General features: G+C 62.4%; 20 protein-coding genes. 3 read left to right on the forward strand and 17 right to left on the reverse strand.

All coding sequences use genetic code 11. From position 1 onward, the window contains the following. Positions 1–17: 17 nt before the first annotated feature. The 5 genes from Q2941_RS08095 to Q2941_RS08115 all read right to left on the reverse strand — a co-directional run bounded on the left by Q2941_RS08095 (position 18) and on the right by Q2941_RS08115 (position 5,202). Positions 18–2,141, reverse strand: coding sequence for an acetate--CoA ligase family protein (locus tag Q2941_RS08095; protein ID WP_458192128.1), 2,124 nt, complete (start codon positions 2,139–2,141; stop codon positions 18–20). A gap of 9 nt (positions 2,142–2,150) precedes the next feature. Continuing rightward, positions 2,151–3,044: an SMP-30/gluconolactonase/LRE family protein gene (locus Q2941_RS08100; protein WP_027524173.1), complete on the reverse strand. Its 894-nt coding sequence runs from the start codon at positions 3,042–3,044 to the stop codon at positions 2,151–2,153. A 95-nt stretch (positions 3,045–3,139) separates the two neighbouring features. Continuing rightward, positions 3,140–3,352: a hypothetical protein gene (locus tag Q2941_RS08105; RefSeq protein ID WP_458192129.1), complete on the reverse strand. Its 213-nt coding sequence runs from the start codon at positions 3,350–3,352 to the stop codon at positions 3,140–3,142. Next, positions 3,330–4,364, reverse strand: coding sequence for an ABC transporter substrate-binding protein (locus Q2941_RS08110; protein ID WP_458192131.1), 1,035 nt, complete (start codon positions 4,362–4,364; stop codon positions 3,330–3,332). Before Q2941_RS08110 ends, Q2941_RS08105 begins: the two co-directional genes overlap by 23 nt. A gap of 76 nt (positions 4,365–4,440) precedes the next feature. After that, positions 4,441–5,202, reverse strand: coding sequence for an SDR family NAD(P)-dependent oxidoreductase (locus Q2941_RS08115; protein WP_458192132.1), 762 nt, complete (start codon positions 5,200–5,202; stop codon positions 4,441–4,443). A 149-nt stretch (positions 5,203–5,351) separates the two neighbouring features. Between Q2941_RS08115 and Q2941_RS08120 the strand changes: the two genes are divergently transcribed. Then, positions 5,352–6,167, forward strand: coding sequence for an IclR family transcriptional regulator (locus Q2941_RS08120; RefSeq protein ID WP_254112005.1), 816 nt, complete (start codon positions 5,352–5,354; stop codon positions 6,165–6,167). An 8-nt stretch (positions 6,168–6,175) separates the two neighbouring features. Here Q2941_RS08120 and Q2941_RS08125 read toward each other — a convergent pair whose 3' ends face one another. The 11 genes from Q2941_RS08125 to Q2941_RS08175 all read right to left on the reverse strand — a co-directional run bounded on the left by Q2941_RS08125 (position 6,176) and on the right by Q2941_RS08175 (position 20,158). Then, the gene (locus Q2941_RS08125) at positions 6,176–7,333 is read right to left on the reverse strand and encodes an acyl-CoA dehydrogenase family protein (protein WP_458192133.1); all 1,158 of its coding nucleotides are present in this window, start codon (positions 7,331–7,333) and stop codon (positions 6,176–6,178) included. Next, positions 7,333–8,109: an enoyl-CoA hydratase/isomerase family protein gene (locus Q2941_RS08130; protein WP_027524168.1), complete on the reverse strand. Its 777-nt coding sequence runs from the start codon at positions 8,107–8,109 to the stop codon at positions 7,333–7,335. The genes Q2941_RS08125 and Q2941_RS08130 overlap by 1 nt, the downstream gene beginning before the upstream one ends. Continuing rightward, positions 8,109–9,239: an acyl-CoA dehydrogenase family protein gene (locus Q2941_RS08135; protein ID WP_458192135.1), complete on the reverse strand. Its 1,131-nt coding sequence runs from the start codon at positions 9,237–9,239 to the stop codon at positions 8,109–8,111. Before Q2941_RS08135 ends, Q2941_RS08130 begins: the two co-directional genes overlap by 1 nt. 33 nt (positions 9,240–9,272) lie before the next feature. Next, positions 9,273–10,904, reverse strand: a complete 1,632-nt coding sequence (locus Q2941_RS08140; protein WP_458192136.1) for a 3-(methylthio)propionyl-CoA ligase — start codon at positions 10,902–10,904, stop codon at positions 9,273–9,275. Positions 10,905–11,264: 360 nt separating this feature from the next. Then, positions 11,265–12,263, reverse strand: a complete 999-nt coding sequence (locus Q2941_RS08145) for an FAD:protein FMN transferase (protein WP_458192138.1) — start codon at positions 12,261–12,263, stop codon at positions 11,265–11,267. An 11-nt stretch (positions 12,264–12,274) separates the two neighbouring features. After that, positions 12,275–12,826: a nitrous oxide reductase accessory protein NosL gene (locus Q2941_RS08150; RefSeq protein WP_254112000.1), complete on the reverse strand. Its 552-nt coding sequence runs from the start codon at positions 12,824–12,826 to the stop codon at positions 12,275–12,277. Continuing rightward, a complete protein-coding gene (locus Q2941_RS08155) occupies positions 12,823–13,650 on the reverse strand; it encodes an ABC transporter permease subunit (protein ID WP_254111999.1) in 828 nt (275 codons plus the stop codon). Before Q2941_RS08155 ends, Q2941_RS08150 begins: the two co-directional genes overlap by 4 nt. Then, a complete protein-coding gene (locus Q2941_RS08160; protein WP_458192139.1) occupies positions 13,647–14,558 on the reverse strand; it encodes an ABC transporter ATP-binding protein in 912 nt (303 codons plus the stop codon). The genes Q2941_RS08155 and Q2941_RS08160 overlap by 4 nt, the downstream gene beginning before the upstream one ends. Beyond that, the gene (locus Q2941_RS08165; RefSeq protein WP_458192141.1) at positions 14,555–15,913 is read right to left on the reverse strand and encodes a nitrous oxide reductase family maturation protein NosD; all 1,359 of its coding nucleotides are present in this window, start codon (positions 15,911–15,913) and stop codon (positions 14,555–14,557) included. The genes Q2941_RS08160 and Q2941_RS08165 overlap by 4 nt, the downstream gene beginning before the upstream one ends. A 14-nt stretch (positions 15,914–15,927) precedes the next feature. Next, positions 15,928–17,877, reverse strand: a complete 1,950-nt coding sequence (nosZ, locus tag Q2941_RS08170) for a TAT-dependent nitrous-oxide reductase (RefSeq protein ID WP_458192142.1) — start codon at positions 17,875–17,877, stop codon at positions 15,928–15,930. Between the two features lie 16 nt (positions 17,878–17,893). Further along, positions 17,894–20,158, reverse strand: coding sequence for a 4Fe-4S binding protein (locus Q2941_RS08175; RefSeq protein ID WP_458192174.1), 2,265 nt, complete (start codon positions 20,156–20,158; stop codon positions 17,894–17,896). Between the two features lie 343 nt (positions 20,159–20,501). Between Q2941_RS08175 and Q2941_RS08180 the strand changes: the two genes are divergently transcribed. After that, positions 20,502–21,215: a hypothetical protein gene (locus Q2941_RS08180; protein WP_458192144.1), complete on the forward strand. Its 714-nt coding sequence runs from the start codon at positions 20,502–20,504 to the stop codon at positions 21,213–21,215. Positions 21,216–21,256: 41 nt separating this feature from the next. Continuing rightward, a complete protein-coding gene (locus tag Q2941_RS08185) occupies positions 21,257–21,556 on the forward strand; it encodes a DUF2249 domain-containing protein (protein WP_371260495.1) in 300 nt (99 codons plus the stop codon). A gap of 99 nt (positions 21,557–21,655) precedes the next feature. Here the strand turns inward: Q2941_RS08185 and phaC are convergent, their stop codons facing one another. Continuing rightward, positions 21,656–23,371, reverse strand: a complete 1,716-nt coding sequence (gene phaC, locus Q2941_RS08190) for a class I poly(R)-hydroxyalkanoic acid synthase (RefSeq protein WP_458192145.1) — start codon at positions 23,369–23,371, stop codon at positions 21,656–21,658. Positions 23,372–23,540: the final 169 nt, after the last annotated feature.

Raw genomic sequence — 23,540 nt, forward strand, 5'->3', positions numbered from 1 at the left:
TTCCTAACAACTAGCCTTCAATCGCGAGACACGACGCGGCGTGGCACCAGCAATGCGTCCAGGGGCATGACACCCTCGCCGCGCGGCATCACCAGAACCGGGTTGAGATCGATGCTTTCGATCACGTCGGTATTGTCGGACGCGAATTGCGAAAGCCGCGATAGCATCGCCGCCAGCGCATCAACGTCGGCCGGCGGCGCACCGCGCACGCCTTCCAGCACGGCAAAGCCTCGAATCTCGCGGATCATCCGCTGTGCCTCGGCGACATCGAACGGCGCGACGCGGAAGGTCACATCCTTGAGCACCTCGACGAGGACGCCACCGAGCCCGAACATCACCACGGGACCGAAGGACGGATCCCGCACCACACCGACAATGGTCTCTACGCCTCCCCTGACCATCGGCGATACAATGACGCCCTCGATCCGCGCGTCGGGCCGCTTGTCACGGGCACGGGACAGGACGGTGCGGGCGGCTTCGCGGGCCTGCCCCTCGTCGCGCGGACCGACGATCACTCCGCCGATCTCGGTCTTGTGCGCGATGTCCGGCGAGGAGATCTTCACCACCACCGGGAAGCCGATCGCAGCGGCGGCCGCGCCGGCATCCTCAGCCGGTCGCACCAGCGCCTCCTTCGGAAAGGCAATACCGGCCGCCTGCAACAGCGATTTAGCTTCGTGCTCGCTGAGCGCGCCATCTGGTGGCGCGATGCGCGACGCGGCGGCCGGAGCCGTGCGCGCCTGCTTGGCCGCGTCGAAGCTGCGGCGAAACCAGACCAGAGCAGCCAACGCGTTCACTAGCGCCGAGCCATCCTCGAAGATCAGGAAGCCGTCGTCCTCATAGGTGCGGACGATCTCCGGCGGTGCGGACATCGACAGCGCGAGGATCCGACCTTGATGTCCGGCCGTCGCGGCCCGCAGCGCTCCGCGCAGCGAGGCCGAAAAAGTGGGGCTCGCCGGTCCACTGCCGAAAATGCCGGCGAAGAGGTGGTAGCCGCCCTTCTCCAGCATCGCGGCAATGTAGCTCGTCATCAGCGGAAGGTCTGTGAGCGCCTGCGCTGTCGCGTCCACCGGATTGCGCGGCGATGCGTAGGGCAGCATGGCCTTCAGCTCCGCCTGCACCGCCTCAGGCATTGGCGCGACGTCGAGCCCGCACGCCGATGCGTCGTCGGCCATCTGAATGCCGAAGCCGCCGGACAGCGTGAAGATGCCGAACCTGTTGCCGGCGGGATAAAGCCCTCGCGCGCAGGCGTAGGTCACCTCCAGGTGCTCGGCGGTGGTTCGCGCGCGATAGGCGCCGTATTGCCGCAACACCGCATCGAACACGGCATCCGATCCCGCCAGCGCCGCGGTGTGCGAACTCACCGCCTGGGCGCCGACATCGGAGCGACCGACCTTCAGGAAGACGATGGCCTTTTCCTTCGCCCGCGCAACCTCCAGTGCCTCGATGAACGTATCGCGATCGCGAATGCCCTCCGCGTAGGCCATCACGACCTTGACGTCGGGCTGGCCAATGACCCAACGCAGCGCTTCTGCGACGTCGATATCGCACTCGTTTCCGGTGGTGATCCATTGTCCGATGCCAAGGCCACGCTGGCGCGCCAAGTGGGCAATGTGGGAGCCATAAGCTCCGCTTTGCGAGACGACGGCGATCGGACCGGGCTCAACGAACGCGGCATCGAGGATCGCCGAGAATGTTCCGTAGTAGCCGATGCCGGCGTTGAACAGTCCAAGACAATTCGGGCCGAGCACGCGCATACCGCTCTCGCGGGCAATGCCGGCGATCTGGTCCTGGGCGAGACGTCCCTGCTCGCCTGCCTCAGCAAAGCCGGCCGAGAACACCACAGCCGCCTTGACCTTGCGATCCGCGCAGTCTCTCAGCGCCTGGACCGTGCCCTGAGCCGGCACTGCCAGGATGGCCACGTCCGGCACCTCCGGAAGCGCTGCGACCGAGTCGTAGGACCTGATGCCCTGGACGGTGTCCCGCTTCGGATTGACCGGATAGACCGCGCCCTTGAAACCGCCCTCGCACAGATAGCGCAAGGGACGCCCGCCAATGCGCGTAACATCATCAGATGCACCGATCAGCGCGATGGATCGCGGCTTGAAGAGAGGATCGAGCGAGGCTGGATGGTGGCGTATCAAGGCATGCTCTCAACTGGGAGGGATTGGCTGGAGTCCGAATTGCGCTTCCGGCAAACCGGTCACGCCGAGGCCGTCGATCGCGAACAGAAAGCCGCCGTCCGGATGCCGCGAGACGGCGCGCCCCGATCCTGAATCCTTGATCGAGGTCACATAGAGCGTCGACAGATCGGGACCGCCGAAGGCGACCGACGAGGGCAAGTCGGTCGGCGCGTCGATGAGACGATCGAGCCGCCCTTGCGGGGTGAAGCGCGCAATCTTGCCCACCTGCACGAGCGCAACCCAGAGGCAGCCGTCGCAATCGACCGTCGCCCCGTCAGGCCCCGACTGATATGGCCCGGTGTCGATGACAACCCGCGGTTCCGGATCGAACGCGTCGCCGGACCCGTAGCTGTAGGCGCGGATCGCGCGATCGAGGCTGTCGGCGAAATACATGGTACGGCCGTCAGGGCTGAAGCAGAGCGCATTCGAAATGCGAATGCCGTGGGCGAGCACCGCGTGTGCACCATCGGCATCGATGCGAGAGAGCTGCCCCAGCGGCTCGGCGTGGACGCCCATGGTGCCGCAGAGAAACCGCCCCCAGCGATCGACCTTGCCGTCATTGAAGCGCACGCGCGGATCGCATGGATCTGGCCGGAACAGCGGTGTCAGTTCGCCGGAACCGAGATCGAGCCGGTAGATGCCATCCGCGAGCCCTGCGACGAGGGTGTCGCCCTGGCCGAGCCCGACCGAGCCGACCATGGACGGCACGTCCCAGTGCCGCGCGATACCGCGCTCGGGTTCATAGGCATGGATCCGGCGCGAGACACCATCGACCCAGTAGAGCCGCTGTCGCGTGATATCCCAGACCGGACTTTCGCCAAGCTGTGCGGCCGTCGTCGATATCCTGCTCACTTGCAGCGCCATCAGGGGAATTCCGGCTAACCTTCGTCTCGCGTTTTCTCGCGAAGTTGGGGTGTGCGAGAGGATGGCGGGCCGGTCACTCCGGCCCGCCGCTGCGCCTACTGCGTCTTCAGGAGATCGCAGGTGCTTTCCGATGCCGGGCGCCAGGCATCCTCGGCTGGAATCGTGTCAGTAATCTCGTAGTAGTCATAAGGATATTTCGACTCGGCTGACGTCTTGATGCGGGCACCATACAGCGGCCGCATCACTTGTCCGTCGGCGCGGATGCTGACGCTCTTCATCTCGAAATCATCGATAGGCGTCGTCTTCACGCATCACCGCCTCGCCGTCGTCGGTCTGTGTCGCAGCAATCGCCTTAAGGTAGTGCGTGACGGCGCTGTAGGTGCTCGCCTGCGCCTCGTTGGGGACCCGGCCGTTGAACGCCGCCTGATAGCGCTTTGCGAAGGCGCGCGTCTCATCCGTCATGTCCCAGTAAAAGGGAGTCGTCAGGCGCACATTTTGCAGCGGCTGGAGGCCAATGCTGTGCGTCTGATTGATCATCAGCCCCAGTGGAGCAAGCTGCTGCTTCTGCGTCAGCCCGAATTCCTGCGCCTGCTTCATCGCATTGGCAAAGTCCGAGCCCGAATTCGCCAGCGCGATGACCTTTGCACCGCTCGATTGTGCCGTCAGCAGGAACGAGGAGAAGTCCGAAGAATTGAGTGGATGCAAGACGGAACCCACGACCTTGCCGCCACCGGCCTTGATGAAGTTCGTGGTGTCAGCCTGCCAGGCCTTGCCGAAGGAGTAGTCGACGGTGACAAAGAACCAGGTGTCCAGCCCCCTCGCCACCAGCGATTTCACCGTCGCCTTCGGCAGCGCATAGGTGTCCATCGCCCATTGCGTCGTCATCGGCGAGCATTTTTCGTTGGTGAACACCGAGGCCGCCGTTCCTGCCAGGAGATAGGGCTTCTTCCGGCTCTTCATGACGTCTTGCACGCCAAGCGCAATCGAGGACGCCGAGCAGCCGACGATCGCATCCACCCCCTCATTGTCCAGCCAGCGCAACGCAATGGAAACGCCGATGTCCGGCTTGTTCTGATCGTCGGCCACGACGAGCTCGATCTTCTTGCCGTTGACGGCGCCGCCAAAGTCGCTGATCGCCATTCGTGCTGCGACAACCGAACCCGGCCCGCAATTGTCGGAGTAAGGACCCGTCTGGTCGTTCATGACGCCAATCTTGATGACGTCCCCGGAAATTCCCTGCGCCAAGACCGGTGACGCGGCAAACGCTATTGCACCCGATAGGATCGCCATGGCGGCGAGGTAGGCAGCCGACAGTCTCATTTCTTCCTCCCAATAGCCCGCGGATCTGCCCGGCTCTTCTTGTCGTTGCGGGCGGCCACGATCATTTGACGTGCGCTTACGAGAACGCGTAGGTAATTCCTCCATCGACGAACAACATGTCGCCGGTGATGAAGCTCGACTCGTCGCTTGCAAGAAACACTGCCGCATTCGCAACGTCGCGAGGCTCACCGAGACGCCCGATCGGCACACGCGCGCGGCGCCGCTCCCACGCCTCCTCGCTAACGACGAGATTGGCGCCATCGGTCGGCGTCGGCCCCGGCGCTATCGCGTTGACTCGGATTCCGCGCGGCCCAAATTCGGCCGCGGCGGAGCGCGTTGCGCCCGCCACCGCAGCCTTCACCGCGCTGTACATCACGCCATTCGCCATCGCGAGCACAGCAGACGGGGATCCGATATTCACGATGGCTCCGCCGCCGGCTGCGGTCATTGGCGCCAGCACCGCCTGATAGCCCCAGATCACGCCCTTCAGGCCGACATCAATCATCCGGCCGACCATCTCCTCGCTCTGCTGCTCCAGCGGGCCGTAGCGATTCCACATCGCGTTGTTGACCAGGATGGTCGGCGGACCAAACGCCTCGACAAGACGATCAACCGCCGCAAAGACATGGGCCCGCAGGCCTGCATTGCCGACGATCGCAATGGCCTCGCCGCCGTCTGCGACGATTGCGCGCGCCGCGGCTTCGGCCACGTCCACCTTCAGGTCGAGCACCCCGACCGCCGCGCCCTCGCGCGCGAACGCTTCCGCGATAGCGCGGCCGATGCCCCGCCCTCCGCCAGTGACGAGCGCCACGCGCCCCTGCAACCTGCCGCTTCCCACGACGTCCTCTCCACCTCGGCCAGTCTTTCGCACCCTTGGCCTTGACTGAAGGCACCTTGTCATGCGCAGTTGGGTCAAACAAAATATAATTCATTTGTGAAGCCGACTTTCACATCCGTGAATTTTTAGCGGCGACGGGGACGCGAAACATGCAGGCGGCGGTAACGAAATCCGCGGCGATACCGGGTGGACCATCCACCGTGAAGTCGGCGCTACGCGCGCTGGAGATCCTTCAGTTCTTCATGAACGTTCGACAACCGCGCGCGATGTCCGAGATCGGGCTTGCGCTCGGCTATCCGCCGTCGAGCACGACCGTTTTGCTCAAGACACTCGTCAGCATGGGCTACCTGAATTACGACCGGCGCATGCGCGTCTACTTCCCGACGCCCAAGGTGACATCGCTCGGCGATTGGATTCCACGAGCTTTGTTCGGCAACAGCCGGACGCTCGAAGCCATGCATGACGTCCACGCGGCCACCGGCGAAACCGTTTCGATCGGCACGACGAACGATGTCTACCTGCAATACGTCAAGATCGTGCAATCGATCCACCCGCTTCGCTTCCACGTCGACGAGGGGACGCTGCGCCCACTGACTCAATCGGCCCTGGGCTGGCTCCTGATGTCAACGATGTCGGACGAGAAGGTCGACAACATCATTCGCCGCGCGAACATCGCCACGCCGAACGCGTCGGATCGCGTGAAGCTGCCCGACATGATGACTCGCATTCGACAGATCCGCGGCAAGGGGTATTGCTCTGCCGAGAACATTCCCATTCAGGGCGGCGCCACGATCTGCGTCCTGCTGCCCGTGACGATCCAGAATCAGCCCATGGTCATCGGCCTCGGCGGCGCCGCCGAACGGATCCGTCAGAATTTCAATCGCTACCTCGCGGTCCTGCAGCGGGCGGCGAAGTCGGTCAAGATGGACGATCATCTCGACAAGCAGATCGACATCGAGTTCTGACGCAGCACTCAACCGGGAAGCCGCAGCACGGCCTTGGCGAGGATGTTGCGTTGAATCTCGTTGGAGCCGCCGAAAATCGCGGGCGAACGCGAGTCGAGAAAGAGATTCATCGCATCGATCTCGACATCCCCCGCGGCGAGATCGTCAGCAAGCCGCGCCTCTTCGCCGGCGACCGCGAGCATTTCCTCGGTGATCCGCTGGTAGAGCTCGGTCGTGAAGATCTTGAGAGCAGAGACACCGGCACCGAGTTCGCCGCCGGCGCGCAGGACCTTTGCATAGCGCTCGAAGGCGGATCCGAGATCGTAGAGATCGAGCCGCAGGCGGGCGAAGCGCGACATGAACGCGGGATCTTCGAACGCACCACGTGCATCCGCGAGCCGTCGCAGGCGCTCGAGTGCATATTCAGGGCGCGTCGGCGCCCCCAGAAAGATGCGTTCGTGGCCAAGTACCGACTTTGCGACGGTCCAGCCTTCATTGATCTTGCCGACCAGGTTCTTCAGCGGCACACGCACATTGTCGAAGAAGACCTCGCAAAAGTCGGCCTCGCCACGCAAGTTTGCAATCGGCCGGACCCGAACGCCGGGCGAGGTCAGGTCGAGCAACAGGACGGTGATACCCTTCTGGCGCACCTTGGCGTCACGTTCGGTACGAACGAGGACGAAGATCCAGTTGGCGCAATGGGCCAGCGTCGTCCATATCTTTTGTCCGTTGACCACGAACTCGTCGCCATCCAGCACTGCTGATGTCTGCAGGCTTGCGAGATCGGATCCCGCATTGGGTTCCGAATAGCCCTGACACCAGACGTGCTCGCCGGACAGGATCCGCGGCAGATAATGAGCCTTCTGCTCATCGGAGCCGTACTCGATGAGGAGTGGACCGACTAGCCCGATGCCATGGTCCGGAATGCGCGGACAGCCGAGGCGACCCCATTCCTCGACATAGATCATGTGCTTGGCCGCAGAGAGACCCATGCCGCCGTACTGCCGCGGCCAGGTAGGCGCCAGCCAGCCCTTGGCGGCCAGCGCATGATACCACACGGCGACTTCGTTGAAGAGCGGACGCTGCTTGCGCATGTAGCGCAGATGGCTCGGGCAGTTCTGGTCGACCCACGTGCGAAAGATCGACCTGAACTCCTCGTCGGGAATGTCGTTCCAGTCCGACGCCATCAAAGCACGTCCTTGAAGACGGGCGTGCGCTTCTCCATGAAGGCCCGCATCGCCTCCTTGGAATCCTCGTGCTGCGTCATCTCCACCGTGAGGTTCTGCTCGAAACGATAGCCGTCCTTCAGGCCCATCGTTTCGACCGTATTGATCGCGCGCTTGGCGAGCTTCAGCGCCATCGGGCTCTTCTTTGCGATCTCGGCGGCCATCTTGAGGGCGGCGGGCATCAGCTCTTCCCGAGGCAGGCAGTCCTCGATGATGCCGCGACGATAGAGCTCGGCCGCTGGCACCCGGTAGCCGGTCAGTACCATGCGGCGCGCCAGCGTATGCGGAATGATGCGCATCGTATGCCGCACCCCGCCCATCAAGCCGACGTCGATCTCCGGCAGGCCGAACACCGCGTTCTCGGACGCCAGGATGATGTCCGAACAGAGCGCGAGGCCGAGGCCAGCGCCCAGCGCGGGACCGTTTACCGCGGCGATCACCGGCTTGTTGGATTCGATGATGCAAAACCCGACCTCGCGTGCCCGCCGCAGATGGCGATAGGTGTCGCCCGGAATAGCCCCGACCTTGCCGCGCGACTTGATGTCGGCGCCGGCCGAAAAGGTCTTTCCGGCGCCGGTCAATACGATCACCCGTACCGTCGGGGTCTCGTTCAATTCGTCGAAGACCGCGATGAACTCCTCGACGAACTCCTTGGATTGCGCGTTAACCGGCGGCGCATCCATCGTCACGACCGCAATGTGATCCTTGATCTCGGTCTTGATCAGATTGTTATCCATTAGGTCCTCCCGCGGCGATAGCCGCTTTCGCGTTCGACAAACTCCAGGCGCAGTTGTTCAGGCTGTCCCAGCATGGCATTGAGATTGATGGCGCGCTTCAGGTAGAGGCCGATGTCGCATTCGTCGGTGTAACCCATGGCGCCATGAAGATGCACCGCGCGACGGCAGATCGAGAATGCTGCTTCGCCCGCCCGCGCTTTGGCCGCCAACACGGCTAGCTCCGCCGTATCGACATCGTCCGCCTGCAGCGAATCGACCGCGTTGACCACGGCGGCCGCGGCAAACTCCGCTTCGATCCACATGTCGACCAGGCGGTGCTGGATGGCCTGGAAGCTGCCGATCGGCTTGCCGAACTGCACCCGGTCGCTTGTATAGGCGATCGTGAGCTCGAGCGCTTTCGAGGCGAGGCCGGTCAGCTCCGCCGCGAGCGCCAGTCGCGTATGCAGGATCGCCTGGCGGAGCAGCTCCTCGGAGCGGTTCGCGCGCGACAGCACGCGATCCGCCGGCACTGCGCAATCGGAAAATGAGATGGTCGCAAGCGCACTTCCGTCAACCCCGACCCGTTCCGATATCGTCACCCCATCCGCATCGGCGGCGACGCTCAGGAGCATGACACCGTCGGCATCCTGGGCGACCACAAGGAAATCCGTCGCTGCACTCGCCGCATCGACGAAGCGTGTTTCGCCTGACAGCGCGATGCTGCCATTGACGCTGCGTGCGACAACCGGCTTCGCACCAGACGTCCAGGCCGGCACTGCGACCATCTCGCCGCTGGCCACTCCGGCTGCCAGGCGGCTCCGCTCAGCGCCCGGCGAAGCACCGCCAAGCAGCGTCGCGGCAAAGACCGAGGCCGTGCCGGTCGGCTCGGCGATCAACGCGCGGCCCAGCGCCTCACTGAGGACAGCCTGCTCGCGCAATCCGAGACCCGCGCCGCCGCATTCTTCCGGCAGCAACAGCCCGATCCAGCCGGCTTCCGCCATTGCGGACCAGATCAGCGGATCCATGGTCCCGCCGCGCCCGCGTCTCTCGCGCATGGCCTTTGCACCTGGAAAACGCGCAGCAAAGCCGGTGACGCTATCACGAAGCATCACGAGCGTACCGTCGGGATCGTCCAGCATCAGTTCGGGCATGGTCTCTGCTTTTCGGTGACGCCAGCGCCGACGTCAGGTCGGCAATGCATGATCTTTGAATAGTTCGCGCAGCCTGGTCTTCTGCAGCTTTCCGGTCGCGGTGTGCGGCAACTCGTTCACGAAGACGACATCGTCGGGCAACCACCATTTCGCGACCCGGCCGGACATGTAGTCCAGGATATCCTCGCGTGCAGGATCGGTGTCAGGTTTGCGGACCACGACCAGAAGCGGCCGCTCCTGCCACTTCGGATGCGGCAATCCGATGACCGCCGCCTCCTGCACGGCCGGATGGGCGACCGCGACATTCTCGAGGTCGATCGAAGATATCCACTCGCCGCCGGATTTGATCACATCTTTAGAGCGATCCGTGATCTGGATGTAACCGTCGGTGTCGATGGTGGCGACGTCTCCCGTCGCAAACCAGCCCTCCGCATCCAGCACCGCCCCGCCCTCTCCCTTGAAATAGCCTGAGGCGACCCAGGGCCCCCGCACCATCAGGTTTCCGGCGCTTGTGCCGTCATGCGGCAGCGGTGTTCCATCTTCGCCCACAATCCTAGGCTCGACGCCATAGATCGCGCGCCCCTGCTTGCATTGAACAGACACCTGGTCGGCAACCGGCAGATCACGATGGACCGGCAGAAGATTCCCGATGGAGCCGAGCGGGCTCGTTTCGCTCATGCCCCAGGCATGGATGACGAAGGCGCCGAAGATACTGCGGAATTTCTCGATAATGCTGCGTGGCGCAGCGGATCCGCCGACGACCACGCGGTCGAGCTTGATCGCCGAGAGATTGAGCGCGGGATTTTCCTCGATGTACTTGAAGAGGCCGAGCCAAACGGTCGGTACGCCGAGCGACAAGTTACAGCTTTCCTGTGCCGCCAGTTCGAAGATGCTCTTGCCGTCCAGGGCAGGACCGGGCAGCACGACCTTGGCCCCACACATCGCTGCCGCGTAGGGAATCCCCCAAGCATTCACGTGAAACAGCGGGACAACGAGAAGAACGCTGTCACCGCTGGACAACTTGAGACCATCATTCGCGCAGGCGACAAACGAATGCAGGATGGTCGAGCGGTGACTGTAAAGCACCCCCTTGGGGTTGCCGGTCGTGCCGGATGTATAGCAAAGCGACGACGCCGTTCGCTCGTCAAACACCGGCCAGATCAGGATGTCGTCTTCCGCCTCGACGAGCGTCTCATAGCAGAGACAGCCGGGAAGCTGGGCCGGGAGGTGTGCGCTGTCCGTCATCGCCACCAGATGCTCGACGGTGGCAAGATTCGGCCGCAGCTTCTGAACGAGATCGGCGAAGGTGATGTCGAACAGCAGCACCCGATTTTCGGCGTGGTTGATGATGTAGTCGATCTGCTCGGGAAACAGGCGCGGATTGACGGTGTGCAGCACCGCGCCGATGCCGGATACAGCGAAGTAGAGCTCCATGTGACGATGGGTGTTCCAGGCGAGCGTCGCGACGCGATCGCCCGGCCCGACGCCCAGTTTGATCAGCGCCTTTGCGAGCTTTGCCGCGCGCGACCGCAAGGCAGCATAATTGCTGCGATGGATCGTCCCCTCGCAGGTCTTGCTGACGATCTCCGCCCTGGGATGGAAACGCGCCGCATGCTCGATCAGACTCGAGATCAGTAACGACCGGTCCTGCATCAATCCGAGCACCGAGCTTCCTCCGTAACCCCAGCTGCGGGCGGCCTTTGTTTGATCTTGCCGTCCTCTCCCGGACATTTCTTGGTGGAGGTGCGCACTGTCAAACGAAACGATCCGCGCAAAGGCGAATTTCACATCCTTGAAAATGCGCGGGGCGACGATCGCATCGTCTTCGCTCAGAGTGATCCGTGCGCCATCATGGCGCGGGCTACATCGTGGGAAGCAGGGAACGCCAGGATGAGCGCGCTATTTGGCCGTTGACGGATCGGAGGGCTCCGACTCCATCTCGATAGCCCGTATCGTCATTTCACCGATGTGCCAGTACAGCGCGGATGCGTCAAAAGGGCTCCGACCGCTACCTGAAACGATATCTCACGCGCCACATACGGTCAGACGACCGTCCGCATCGATCAGACGCGCCTGGACGTTCGGACGGCTGGCGACGATATCCAGAATTCGAGGAATGGCCATCAGGCTAAACGCGGTCGAGAGAGCGTCTGCTTCGGTTGCGCTCGGCGCGACCACGCTGGCCGTTTGATAGAGGGATGGACTGCAGCCCGTTTTTGGATCGAAGAGGTGCGTAAAGCGACCGGCGGCGTCGAAACGGAATCCAGCGCCGGCCGTTGTCGCGACGGCGCGGTCGACGAGATCGATCGTCTCAGTGAGCGCGCCTGGCCTGTCCGGATCCGCAAGACCGACACGCCACGGCGCGCCCTCGGGTCGCGCCCCGATTGCGCGTATCTCTCCCATGTTGACCAGCGTCGTCGAGAAGCCCGCCTTTCGCAGCTTGTCGACGACCTTGTCGGTCGCGAACCCCTGCGCAATGCCGTTCAGAGTAACCGCTGCGCCACGATGTGTCAGAGCAATGCGATCTGGCCTCACCAGCAGTCCGCGGCAACCGACCCTGGTCAGAACTTCAGCGAGCTTCTCCTGCGGCGGGCCATTCGGATCGGGACGCTCCGATGAGAAATGGTCGGCATAGAGTCGCCACAATGGCTGAACGGTCGGATCGAATGCCCCGCCGGTCAGGTCGGCAAAGGCGAGCGAGGCCTCCAGCAGAGCCACCATGTCCGGGTCCGGCGCCACGAGAATGCCCGTGCGGTTGAGCGTGCAGATCGCGGAGTCCAGGCGGTACAAGCTGAATTGCTGCTCCAGCCTGCGCACGTCGAGAAGACAACTGCCGATCAATCGCTCGGCCTCGGCGCGGTCGGGATGATATATCTCCATCGAGACCTGCGCGCCGAGCGCCGAACCATGCCAGCGCACAGCCTCTTGCGCCCGAGCGATATGTGAGCCGCCCGCGAGAGCTGAACCGAGCGCCGTCGCGGTGATTGCAATCATCCGTCGCCGCGAGAGAGTTGGATTGCGCATCATCGAGCTCCTCAGTTGAGCCTGACATCGCCACGATCGTGTTCGGCAGCCCCGCTTGCCGTATCACCACCTAGCACATAGGCGCCTGGAATTTCCGCAAGTGTCACCACTCGCCCGCCATTATCGGCCGCAAACCCATCGGCCGCAGCCCGATTGCTGAACGGGACCGCTTCCGCGGCACCCATGCCGCCCTGCTTCCGGCTTTCGATCACGAAAAATGCCTTCCGTGCGTCGATCCAGTTGGTGGCGCCGGGATCCTCCCAACTCGTGGCGCGGGCCATGTCCGAGACGTAGATCGCCCGGATGTCCCGCGGCTGATCCGGCATCAATGTGAATGCCACGGTATCCCGGACAGAGGTGAACCAAAATGGATCGATCCGGCTCGCCGTGATGATCTGCCCTTTGGGTCCGGGATGCTCCGTCAAGTTCATGCCGCAAAAGACGCCCATCGCATCGCGGGTCAGCGGCAACGGCGGCGGCATGTTGGTGTTGCCCGTGTCCGGATTACAGCCAACGAGAAGCAACGCCGCGATGATGATCGCACCGACGGATCTTGGGGTCATAGTTCCCTCCGTGCGAAGAAGGTCGTCGCAAGCCCGAGCGGCGCCACGATCCAGACCAACAGCCCGAGCAATAGCGCAGCAATGCCTGTGGTCGCCGTTCCCGACAGCCCGGCCATGCCGGAAAACTGGCTCACGTTGAAGCCGGTGAGATTCGCCAGACGGTAAAGATCAGTGGGATTGAGAAACAGGAGCCATTCGAGGACCGTTGCCGAGATGATCTGTCCCTGGTCGATCACCAGGATCCCAAGCAACGCCATATCGAACACCAACACCATCAAAAGCCAGATTCCAACCGACAGGCCTGCCGCGGTGCCGCGATCGCGGACCAGACTGCTGATCAGGAATCCGACCGCCACGAATACAGCCCCAAGCATGATCGACGTCCCAAGCATGGAAGCGAAAGCGTACCAGCTCGCCGCCAGTACAGAGGCGCCGGTGATCGCGAGCGCAGCGGCGGCCGCGCCATAACCGAGAATCGTCGCGAAGGCGAGGATCAGGACATGACCGCAGAATTTGCCGAAGATGACCTGGCTGCGACCTACCGGGTAGCTTAGCAGCAGGATCATCGTGCCCCGCTCCATTTCACCGACCACCGCATCGTGCGAGATCAGAAGTGCGATCAGCGGCAACAGAAAGATCGTCAGACTGGACAGGCTGACAACCACCACATCGAGGGCGCCGGCACCCACATTGCCCGTGGGAGCGCTGCCGAGGAATGTCAGTGACAAGGCAAGAGCGGCCAGCAGTAGCGTCGTCGCCAACACCCAACGGTTCCGCAGGCCTTCCTGGATCTCCTTGAAGGCGATGATTGCGACTGTCCTCACGCGACCTTCTCCTGCGTGTTGAGGAAATGTGCGTAGAGATCGTCGAGGGTCGGCGCCGCAATTTCGATATTCTTGACACGGGGATCGCTCGCAGCCGCGCGCAACAGATCCATTTTGCCTTTCTCGTCAGCCACCAGAATGGTCCTGCGGCCTGCTGCCGAAAAGGTTTCGTTCGCGATCGGGGCGGCAATCGCGTCATCGGCGCCAGCCACCAGATCGAGCGAGACCCGGATCGGCAACTGCGAGAGCGAGCGCAACTCCGCCAACGTACCTTGTGCGACCAGCCGGCCCCGATTCATGATCAGGACGTGCTCCGCGCGATCTTCGAGTTCGTTTAGCGCGTGGGACGAGATCAGGACGGTGGCGCCCCCGTCACGCAATTCGTTCAGAATCTCGTAAAATGTCTGCCGCAGCGCCGGATCGAGCCCCGTGGTCGGCTCGTCCAGCAACAGCACGCGTGGTTGCCCGAGCAACGCCTGGGCCAGACCCAATCGCTGCCGCATGCCCTTGGAATAGGTCCCGACGCGGCGATCGGCAGCATCGTTCAATCCGACGCGGTCGAGCAGCGCCCATGCCGAGACCGGCTTGATCCGCTTCAGGCGCGCATAGAACGTCAGCGTCTCGCGCCCCGTAAGCGCCGCGTTGAATGCGACATTCTCGGGCAGATAGCCGAGCAGTCGGCGTGCCGAGAATTCGCCCGCCGCCGGGTCCTGCCCCATCACGCGAATTTCGCCGCGGTTTGCGTGGATCAACCCCAGCATCAATTTGATAAGCGTGGTCTTGCCGGCGCCGTTGTGGCCGACCAATGCGCTCAGCCGGCCGGGCACAAGAGAGAACGAGACGTCGCGCAGCGCGCGCACGGCGCGATAGTTCTTGTCGACACCGGTGACGGACACGGTCGCGGTCATCTGGGACTCCAGTCGGGCGAGGGCTTCGGCGGCGGCGCGACCAGCGGATGGCTGTCGACGACGCCGCCAGGATAGAGCGCCGGAAACTGCGCCTGCGCCCAGCGCAAGACCTGTACCGCCGGACTGTTGATCAAGACCTTGGCGGACGGCGCCGTCCACAGCACGCGGTCGACCAGATCGTTGGGCCGATAAGCGGTGTCGGCAATGCCGTCACCGTTCAGGTCGAACGCCGGGTTGTCGCTCCAGTAATTGCCGCGGCCACCTTTCGACCAGTCGAGATCGCGGGTGCCGACATATTTTACCTGGTTGCGGTTGCCGACGAATGCGTTGCCGGAAATTTCGTTACCTTCCGAGCCCGCCGTGAAGTGCACACCGATGCCACAACGTTCGAACCAGTTGTTGCGGAACCTGTTGTGGTTGGTGTTGTAGATGAACACGCATTTTTCCGGCCCGCTGCGGACGTCCCGCGTTGGCCGTATGTCGGGCACCATCTCCTTCTCGTCGTCCGCCCCTTGGCGGCTGACCGCGACCTCGTCGAACGGTCCGCCAACGACCCGGTTGCCGTCGATCTCGGCGTAATTGGCGTAGTTGAACAGTATCCCGTAGTCCCGGTCGCGATCGGAGATGTTGTTGCGGATAAGCAGCCGGTTCGAATACATGATGGCATAGCCGACAGTATTGCGCACGGAACGGTTGCCGCTGACCTCGCTGTCGTTGGTGTACATGTAGTGGACTGCGAAGCGCACCTGTTCGAAACGGTTGTTGATGAAGCGGTCCTTGCGGCTGCTGATCGTGAAAATGCCGTCTCGGCCATAGCGGAAGGTGTTTTCCGCGATGGTGACGTCGGGCGCGTTCCAGAGCGACACGCCGTTTCCGCTCTCGCTGCGGCGTCCCTCGCGCAATCCTTCGATAACGTTGCGTTCGACGCGGGAGCCCGCTGCACCATGAACGTAGATGCCGAACAGATTTCCTTCCAGGCGGTTGCCCTCGATCACTGCACGCTCGGCGGTCTTCTCGAGAAAGATCCCTGAATTCATGGCCTGGAGATCGCGGCCGGATTCCCTGATCGTGATGCCGCGGATCGTGACCTCTGGCGCTACCACGGTAACGACATTGCCGGACCTGCCGCCACTGAGCACGGCACCGGGTCCCCCGGTCAAAACGAGGCGACGGTCAATCCTGATGCCCCCCTTGTAAACGCCGGGTGCCAGCGTGACGACGTCGCCTTCCTGCGCACGGTCGAGCACCGCCTGAAGCGGCTGGTCGGCGACAGCCTTCAGCTCCGCTGCGGCGGCGGGACCAAGGACCCCGGCGGCGAGGACCGCCGCCGGAATGAGTCGTTGCAAGAGAGCCAAGTGCAATCCTCGCTTCAGACCACCTTGGGCTCGACCAGCATGCGGCCCTTCATCTCCATATGCATGGCATGACAGAACCACGAGCAGTAGTACCAGTAGACGCCGGGCTTATCCGCCGTGAACGACACCGAGGCCGTCGCCATCGGTGCAATCTCCATCTGGATGCCGTAGTTCACGATGCAGAATCCGTGGGTCAGGTCTTCTACGGCGTCGATGTTGGTGATGTAGACCGTCACCTGGTCGCCCTGCTTGACCTGGAATTGCTCGAGGCCGAATGCCGGTGCGGTCGACGTCATGTAGACGCGAACCTTGTTGCCGTCGCGGATGATCTTGGAATCGGCTTCGAGATTGATCCCGTCGGCCTTCGCCTGCTTCACTGCGTCCGCGAACATCGGGTCGGCCCTGTCCCAGATCGAGATCGGGTTGATCTTGGAACGATGGACGATCGTTGCATCGTGCGGCTCGGCGAAGCTCGGACCGTCGTGGACGAGAACCATCTTGTCGCCCGATATGTCGATCAGCTGATCGTTCTCCGGCTTCAGCGGACCGACATTGAGGAAGCGGTCCTTGGAGAACTTGTTCAGTGAAATCAGCCACTTTCCGTCGGCCTCCTTGGTCTGGCCCATGGAAGAGTGGTTGTGACCGGGTTGATAGTGAACGTCGAGCTTCTGGATGATGGGATCGACCTTCTCACCCTTGAAGGCGCGCTTTGCGAGCTCGATGTTCCACTTGCAGACCTGGCTGTCGAGGAACAGCGTCGTGTAGGCGTTGCCCCTGCCGTCATAGGCCGTATGCAGCGGCCCGAGGCCGAGTTCGGGTTCGGCCACGACCACGTCGCGCGGCCTGATCTTGTCGTCGAACAACTGGTCGAACAGCCGGACATCCATCACCGTGACGGTCGGCGACAGCTTTCCGGCCGCGACGATATGAATGCCGTCCGGCGCGGTATTCAAGCCATGCGGATTGTTCGAGACCGGGACATAGCGCGTGTACGGCGAGCCCTTGCGGCCGTCGAGTACCGGCACGCCGTTCATCTCCTTGAAGTCGCCCTTCTTTACGCCGTCCTCGATGCGCTTGAGGTTGAAGATCACGACCCAATCCTGCTCGTTGGCCGTCATCTCGGCCAGGGTGACGCCCTCTTCCGAATTGTAGCAGGTCGAGACCGCGTATTTGCCCTGGTAGTCGGCATCGACGTTGTCGAGATTGCCGTCGACGATCACCTGCCACGCGACCTTCATGGTATCGCTGTCCAGCGCCGTGAAGATCGAGTGATATTCCTTCGGCTTGTCGAGCACCTTGCCATCATTCGGAAGCGGCACGCCATCCTCGCCGTTGCAGAACACGTATCCGGTGCGGGGATATTTTTGCAGTCGCAGACCGTGGACCGTATGCTGGTTGGGCAACTCGATGATCTTGTCGCACTTCATGACGTCGAGGCGCACGCGCGCGACCCGGCTATTGGCCTTGTCGTTCATGAACGCATATCGGCCGTCATAGGTGCCGTCGGTGAACGTGATGTGCGGGTGATGCAAGTCGCCGTTCATGAACGTGCCGCCGCGGTTCTTGAGTAATTCGCGCGTGGCCGGCTGCATCCCTTCGGTCAACACCTTCAGGCTTTCATTGGTCTGTCCCCATCCCGTGGCGCTGCAGCGGTTGAAGACGGGAACGCGCATCAGCTCGCGCATCGAGGGCAGGCCGACAATGCGCATTTCGCCGGATTGGCCGCTGGAGAAGAACACGTAGTATTCGTCGAGTTCGCCCGGCGCCACCTCGGTCTTCTGCACCGCCGGACGCGCCGCCGGCGCCTTTGGTGCCGCATTGGTCTGCGCGTCGGCAGGTGCAACGAGGCCGCGGCCGTCACTCGACAGGCCGACGCCGCCCGCGATACCTACGCCGGCGGCCGCAGCCGAGGTCCCCAACAAAGTGCGTCGACTGACGGATTTTCCAGTTTCGTTCTCACTCATGCTAGCCTCCTGGTTTTCAAGTTGGTGGCGGGGTGACGGCTTCCGCGCGCGGCAACGCAACCGGCTTACCGCCCGCGGTGATGATCGTGCTCGGGCCTTTGCCGCCGCTGCGCATTGACGGAGACGACATCGCTTCACGTTTCTCGCGCTTCAGCCGCACCTGGATCATGTGCGGGCAGCGGTGGTCGTCGAAGTAGAGCTCCTGGCAATGCATGCAGTAGATGCATTCATTGACATTGATGTGCCCTTCGGGATGAATTGCCTGCACGGGGCATTCGATGGCGCAACGCTGACAGGGCGAGCCGCATTCAGGCCAGCGGCGCAGCCATTCGAACATGCGGATGCGGCCTGGAATCGCTAGCGCCGCACCAAGTGGACACATGTAGCGGCAGAAAAAGCGCTCGACGAACAATCCCGCCGATAGCAGTGTTAGCGCGTAGATGACGAACGGCCATTCGCGCGCGAACTTCAGAATGATCGCCGTCTTGAAGGGTTCGACTTCCGCAAGTTGCTCGGCAAATGCCGTCGAGTACAACGACATCCCGAACAGACCGAGGAAGATGATATATTTGAGCGGCCACAGCCGCTCATGAAGACCCCATGGCAATCGATATTGCGGAATCTTCACCGCCTGCGCTACGTTGTTGAGCAGTTCCTGCAACGCGCCGAACGGACAGAGCCAGCCACAGAACGGACCGCGTCCCCAGAACAGAAGCCCGGCGGCGATCGAGCACCACAGCAGGAAGATCAGCGGCGCGGAGAGGAAGTATTCCCAGCTGAACCCGGTCAATAGTGAATTGGCGAACGTCAGCACGTTGACGACCGACAACTGGGCGTTCGCGTACCAGCCGAGCCACACCAGGATGAACGCGAGGTAGGCGCGCCGCACCCAGGTGTAGACCTGCGGACGGCGCACCAGTTGGTTCTGAAAAAAGAAGATCAAGGTGAGCGCGCCAAGCGCGAGGACCGTGGTGCCGATCTTGACGATGTTGCCCCGCCAGATCTTCAGCCACAGTGGCTCGTCCTCGCCTGCGAGCGGTGGCGCAGCATCGCGCCGTTCTGCCATCGATGAAGCCGTTTTGTCGGGCGTTTTTGCCGGCGCAGCGGCCGGCAGTTGCGCCACCGGCTCGCGCTTCACGTAGACATCAGGCAGCCTATATTCCAGCTCGAAGGTCACCCATGCCTTTTCGCGCGCGCCCACGACGCGCTGCACGAGCAGTTGCAGCGTCCACGGTTCGGTCGGCTCGAAATTGAACTCGGCCGGTACGACGAACAGGGCAATCTCAGGAAAGTCGGGTGCGCCTTCGGCTTCGAGGCTCCCCAACCGGGTGTGGTCGCGATCGCGAAAGCGGATGCTGTTGGTCTCCTGGATCAACTCGATCCGATCGAAGATCCCGCCGCGAACGTAAGCTGCTCCCTTGAAGGAATAGCGGCCCGAACCTGCAACGACGATAGCCTGCTGGCCAGGCTTGAGCCGTGCAGTCAGGCGATCGTATCCGTCGTTGCCGAGCAAGCTGCGGCCGATGGTCGGCACCGCGACGTCGGCCACATACAGATCGATGAAGGTGTCGCCGGGCTCCCCCTCTTCCGGGCGGGCCGCTGCAGCCGCGTTGCCTGATTTCTCGAATGCCTGATTGACTTCGGCAAGGGAGATGGTCAGGCGGCGAACGGAGCCGTCACCGACCAGGCTTTGCCAATCGCGGATCGCGCTCTTGCCGGGATCAATCTCTTTGGTAGCTTGAGGCGCGGCTCCGGTCGGCGAATTGCCCTGGGCACCGAGACGACCGCTCTTGATGAGCTTGGTCGCGGACCTGACGATGCTGTCTCCCATCACCAGAACGGTGACCGTCGCGCCACTGACAATATCGACCTGCGGCGCGGGTGCCACTCCGCGCACAACGGGGTCCATGTCAGTACCAATCAGCTTGTTGACGGCTTCAAGGATGCGTTTTTCCGGAATACCCACCAGAACGATGGGCTCCTTATGTTCGACCAGCCTGAGGCCGGTGAGTACGCCCTTCGTACTGATTCCGATCAAAAGCTGAATCGGCTTGCCGGAGTAGCCGGTTGCGTTGGCGAAGTCCGAATTCAGATAGACGAACCCGAGAAGCTGGTCATCCTTATATGCAGGTGCAATCGCCGGATCGCCTTGCAGCGATCCGAACCTGTTTGCACCCGGAACCAGTTCGCCCGGCTCCGCCTTCGGCAGATACTCGCTCAATCTGCCAGCCGCATAGATCGGACAGCCGGAGCCCACCCAGCCGAGAATGGCCAGAACCAACCCCAGGTACAGACGGATGCCGAAGAGTTTTCGCAAGGGCGCCGCTTTCAGTTAGCAGAACGCCGTTGTTCTGAATCCCGCTCCTTGTAACAGCGCGACCAGGCTTGCCTTTGCGCTATCTCAAACTAATGCGATGCGGATCAGGCCAAGCTCCGCAAACTGATTGGAACCCAAGATGCGCAGCGAACCCCTGTTGGCAGCAGAGCCGACCGCTCCCGTCCGCAACGTCGGCGAACTCTATGCGATTGCATCCACGCAGGCCCAACGGGCCGCGCTGCGATATGGCAAGCTTGCGGCAGCCGGCGACGAGACCTTCGAGCCCGTCCGCTGCGTGTTTGAAGCATTGAGCGAGCGGGAGCGGCAGCGCGCTGAAGCAATCGAAGCAGCCTGCATCGCGGCTATCGGACGCGCGCCGGCTCAGGCCGATCTCTGCTGGATGCCGATGGACCTGGTTCCCACGGAAGAGCTGTCCGATCTCAAAAATTCCCTTCTCTCGACCGCCTATGGCGCATGGGCTCTCGCCGTCCGGCACCGCGAACGCGCTTTCATATTTTGGACTTATGTTGCCGCACGCGCTGAACTCGCAATCGTACGTGCGGCCGCTGAGAGAATGGCCCGCGAGGCGCTGCACGATGGTAATCTTCTACGCCGTGAACGCCGATTGGCCTGGCGGGCCGAGCGAAGTGAGGCCCATGCGGGAGACGCGCCCGCAGCCACCGAGCTGTCCTCGGCAGCGCTACTTGAAAGCCTTCTTTTCAAAGACATCTTCCGATGGTCGCAGGAAGCGCCCGCGGCGCAACGACGGCACCTCCTGTCCCTCATCGGAGACGGTTCACAAGGTCCGGTCCCCGAGACAAACGACACGCTGCCGCACCCTGAAGCACTCGACGAGGTCAAGCGTCGCGCGCTTCGACGCGCGGAGCAATTGTCTTCGATCTATCTGGATGAGGCCGACAAAGCCGTCGACCAGTCCCGGCTGGAACTGGCTCAGCAGCTCGCGGCCCGGTCCATCGCTCGGCTGGCAGACCTTCGGACCATCGCATCTCACACTGGATGATGGATCGCCAACGTCATCGACGTTTGCGCTCCGACAAAGACATGATCGCAATCCCGTCCGATGCTGGATTTATGGAACAACAGAACATCGTCGATTACCGGTCTGAAGAAATGACGATTGATGTCCGCGCGATCCCCCGGCCGACGCGCCATCCGTTGATCTTCGATACGTTTGATCAATTGGACTTAGGAGAGTACTTCTGTGTCGTGAGTGACCACGACCCGCGGCCGTTGCACTACCTGTTCGATGTCAGGTACCCAGGCGCCTTCACGTGGGATTATGTCGAGAAAGGCCCGGATGTCTGGCGTGTCTGCGTCGGCCGTGCTGCCCAGGCTGAATGAGTCACTACAGCTTGGATTGATACGAAGCCAAGCGCGTGGACGCGCGGCACGTTTCACGTCCGCTTTGCGCCGGAAGCTGCCTTCCAAGTGATTGTTCCGTCAGCGTGCTTTCTCTTTCACGTACCGTCCCGGCGCAGCTTCACCCGGAGGATAGAGGTTGCTGCCGAGTTGCGTGCGCGCTGCCAGCTTGTCTTCCGTCCATGGCTCCAGCCAGGCGATCCAGTCATTCCACCAGCTGCCGGGCTTCTCCTCCGCACCGGCGAGCCACGCTGCTGGATCTTCATCCCGACTGGCTGACACCCAATAGCTTCGCTTGTTCTTCGATGCGGGATTGATCACCCCGGCAATATGCCCGCTCGCGCCAAGGACAAAACGAATGTCGCCGCTGAACAGGCCTGTGGTTCGATATGCGGATCGCCATGGCACGATGTGATCTTCCATCGTCGCGAGGACGTAGGCAGGCAGATCGACCCGGCCCAGATCGATGGGCGTGTCGCACATCGTCAGCCTGTTCGGCTCCCGGAGGTTGTTCTCCAGGTACATGTTCCTGATGTACCAGCAGTACATCGGGCCGGGCAGATTGGTGACGTCCGCATTCCAGAACAGGAGATCGAAGCGTTCGGGCGGCTTTCCCTTGAGATAGTGATTGACCACATTCGGCCAGATGAGCTCCTTCGAACGCAGCGTCTGGAACACGAACCCGAGCTCGGCGCCCCGATAGATACCGCCCCTCCCGATCGACTGCTCGCGCAGACACACACTCTGCTCGTCCACGAATACGCCGAGGTCGCCGGGCTCACGAAAGTCGAGCATCGTCGTCAGCAACGTCACGCTCGCGACCGATTCGTCGCCTCGGGTGCGCAGGAGCGCGAGCGCTGAGGACAGGATAGTGCCTCCGACGCACCAACCGACAACGTTGATCTTGTCGACGCCCGAAATCGATCGGGCGACTTCCATCGCGCGTATTGCGCCGCGCTCGATATAATCGTCCCACCCAAGATGCCCGCATGACGCATCGGGATTGCGCCAGGAGACCATGAAGACGGTCTGGCCCCGCTCGATCGCAAAGCGGACGAACGAGTTCGCCGGCTGTAGATCGAGGATATAGAACTTGTTGATGCAGGGCGGGACGATCAGCAACGGCCGGGCAGCCACCTGCTGGGTTGTCGGTTCATACTGGATCAGCTGAAAGAGCTCATTCTCGAACACCACCGCGCCCCTGGACGTCGCGACGTCCTTTCCGACTTCGAATGCGCCTTCGTCCGTGATCGTGAGGTTTCCCTTGCCGAGATCGGCCACCAGATTGTCCAGGCCGGCCTTCAGGCTCTGACCTTCCGTTTCTGTCGCGATCTTGATGGCGTCGGGATTGGTGGCGACAAAATTGGTCGGGCTCATTGCCTCGACGAGCTGGCGCGTGAAGAACCGCAGGCGATGCTTCTCCTTCTCCTCCAGATCGAGAGCTTCCACGAAGTCGACGCAATAGCGCGCGTTCAGCAGATAGCATTGCTTCAGCAGGCTATAGTGTGAATTGTCGCGCCATTCCGTACCATTGAACCTCCGGTCCCCGCGCGCAGGCTCGACCGCTGGTTCAGCCTGCGCGCCCGCGCTCGTCTTGAGCGCATGTTCCGCGAGCGCATAGAGGCGCCTCAGATGGTCCGCCTGGAGTTCGACAAGACGTCCCGTCGAATCCATCACCGAACCGGCCTCCGTATGGCCGCCGGTGGCCGACGTGGACGCAAGAGACCGCCAGAAGCTCGCGCCCGCCTTCACGAAGGCATCAACGAACTCGTCAGGCATGTTGAACGGCCGGTTCATGTCACCCTCACTCGAACGAAATATAGTGCGTTGTTCGTTTCCTGCTCCGGGCCGCTTCTGTCTGGCAGCCTTCCCGGTCACCGCGTGACGTCAAAGGATGCCACACCGCTGTCCAATCGTCACGATCCCGCGTGGATAATCGAACCTGCCGTGATCCCGTCCAAGTTCA

The sequence above is a fragment of the Bradyrhizobium sp. UFLA05-153 genome (genome assembly GCF_054185185.1).